The organism is Streptomyces sp. MMG1533, assembly GCF_001279775.1.
Lineage (GTDB): Bacteria > Actinomycetota > Actinomycetes > Streptomycetales > Streptomycetaceae > Streptomyces.
On record NZ_LGDG01000078.1, the window covers coordinates 1 to 2,535 of the forward strand.

Annotated in this window: 2 protein-coding genes and 2 pseudogenes; all 4 read left to right on the forward strand. The window is 69.0% G+C overall.

Annotation, left to right across the window (positions count from 1 at the left end; genetic code table 11):
* Positions 1-338 (forward strand): annotated as a pseudogene (locus tag ADK57_RS11190) (hypothetical protein); the annotation flags it as partial.
* Positions 338-754 (forward strand): annotated as a pseudogene (locus ADK57_RS52200) (putative T7SS-secreted protein); the annotation flags it as partial. The pseudogenes ADK57_RS11190 and ADK57_RS52200, both read left to right, overlap by 1 nt.
* A complete protein-coding gene (locus tag ADK57_RS52205; protein ID WP_324612186.1) occupies positions 745-1,038 on the forward strand; it encodes a putative T7SS-secreted protein in 294 nt (97 codons plus the stop codon). The pseudogene ADK57_RS52200 and the gene ADK57_RS52205, both read left to right, overlap by 10 nt.
* Positions 1,039-1,131: 93 nt before the next feature.
* A partial coding sequence (locus ADK57_RS51035) for a DUF6531 domain-containing protein (RefSeq protein ID WP_234390127.1) occupies positions 1,132-2,535 on the forward strand: 1,404 nt, incomplete at its 3' end.

Below are 2,535 nucleotides of genomic sequence, written 5' to 3' on the forward strand. Positions count from 1 at the left end.
CCGTGACGGGCAACCCGTACGCCTCCGAGGACGACGTCACGCGGATGAGCTGGCAGGAGCTGAACCAGAACACCGCGCTCGCGAACCCCGACTACAGCGCGGAGTCCTTCGACCAGGCGTGGGAGAACAGTGAGCAGGGATTGAAGGACGCCGGTCGGGACGTGCTGACCTCGCACACGATGGCTCCGGTACCGGGGTTGGCCCCGGAGAACGTGCGCATCGCGGCCGGGGTGAGCGGCGACGAGTACGAGCAGATGCTCGACGACACCTTCGGGCCGTCTGCTGAGGAGCGGTCCAACGAGGCCGAGCAGGGCGGGCAGGGCGGGGACACCGGCTGATGGGGATCGGGGACTTCGCCAACTCCGCTGTGGGCAAGCTGGAGGACGGCATCGACGCGGGCAAGAAGCTCGTGGGCGAGGGCGTCGACCAGGGCGCGAACGCCGTCAGCGACCGCCTGGACGACATGGGTGCCCACGATTGGGCCGACAAGGTCGATGCCGCCGGTGACAGCATCGCCTCCGACCTCGGCGCCACCCCGGACGAGCAGCAGTTGGGCCGGACGGATCTGCCCACCCAGCTGGTCCACGGTGATCCGGCTGACATCAGGAGAACGGCCGGCCATCTGCAGGACTTCCACACCGCGTTCGACACGGTGGGTCAGGGCATGCGGAAGCTGGACTCCTCGGCCTGGAAGGGCGAGGCCGCCGAGACCTTCCGCGAGAAGTTCGCCATGCACCCGGTCAAGTGGCTGCACGCGGCGGACGCCTGCGACAGGGCGGCCAGGTCCCTGACGGCGTATGCGGACACCGTCGAAAGGAAGCCGACGACAAGACCGCCGTCGCACGCGCCAAGGAGATCCTCGGCGAGGCCCGCCGCCAGCGCGACGACGCCGCCGGCACCGCCGCGGCATCGGTCCGCGCCGCTCTCGCCCACGCACCCGCCGAACCGCCACCCCTCAAGCGGCTCAAGTCCGACTGGGACGACGGCCTCGGCGCCGCCCAGACCGAGCTCAACCATTTCGTGGGCGGCGTGGCCTAGGGCACCGCGGGCCTGGTCAACTTCAGCCGCGGCCTGAACCCGATAGACCCGTACAACCTCACTCACCCGGCCGCTTTCGCCCAGAACGTCAGTATGACGTTGTCGGGCCTGGTCTCCACGGCCGCTCATCCGGAACGTGCGGTGAAGTCGTCGTGGGAGGAGTTCAAGAAGGACCCGTCGGAGTTCGGCGGCCGGCTGCTGCCAGAGGCTGTCGGCACCAAAGGGGCGGGGCTGGGGCGGGCTGGATTGAAGGCCGCGGTGAAGGAGGGGATGGAGGAGGCCGCGGAGGCGGGGGCCCGTCGGGCGCCGCACGGTTCACCCAGAGACACGGTCTCCGACGGCCCCGCGCAGCCCTCTCGTGAGCAGAAGGCCGTCGAGAGCGTCGGCTCGGACCCGATCGACTTCGCCACCGGCAAGATGTACCTGCCGCAGACGGACGTCACGCTCCCCGGCGCCCTGCCCCTCGTACTCAAGCGACGAGTGGAGTCCGGCTACCACCACGGCCGCTGGTTCGGCCCGTCGTGGTCATCGACGCTTGACCAGCGCCTGGAAATCGACTCCGAGGGCGTCGTCTTCGTCACCGAGGACGGCCTGCTCCTCGCCTACCCCCACCCGGCACCCGGCCTTCCCACCCTCCCCAGCCACGGCCCGCGATGGCCGCTGGACCGAGAGGACGGCGGCTACACGGTCACCGACCCGCAGACGCGCCGCGTTCTGCACTTCGCCGACCGCGGTGACGACCTCGCGGTCCTGGAACAGGTCGACGACCGCAACGGCAACTGGATCACCTTCGAGTACGACGCCGAGGGCACCCCGCTCGCCGTGGTCTCCAGCGCGGGACGGAACGTTCAGGTCAGCACTGAGGCGGGCCGGATCACGGCCTTCCACCTGGCGGCCACGGGCGAGGAGCTGAAGAGCTACAGCTATACGGACGGCAACCTGACCGAGGTCGTCAACTCCTCGGGCCTGCCTCTGTGTTTCACGTATGACGAAGCGGGCCGCGTCACCTCCTGGACTGACACCAACGACCGCGGCTACACCTATGACTACGACGATCAGGACCGCTGTGCAGCCGAGGCCGGTGCGGCGGGACACATGAGCCTGCGCGTCACGTACGACGAAGTGGACCCTGAAACCGGCCTGCGGGTCACCACCACGACCACCGCTGAGGGCCACACCCGCCGCTTCCTCATCAACGAGGTCTACCAGGTTGTCGCCGACGTCGACCCCCTGGGCGCAGTCACTCGATACCAGCGCGACCGCTACAACCGCCTGTTGTCCCGGACGGATCCCCTCGGCCACGTCACGACGTTCGGCTACGACGTCACAGGCAACCTCCTCAGCGTGACCCGCCCTGACGGACGCGAGGCTAGAGCCGAGTACAACGAACTCGGCCTTCCGGTGAAGGTGGTGAGGACGGACGGCACGGTCGTCCGCCAGACGTACGACGAACGCGGCAACCGCACGTCGATGACCACCTCGTCCGGCCAGACCACC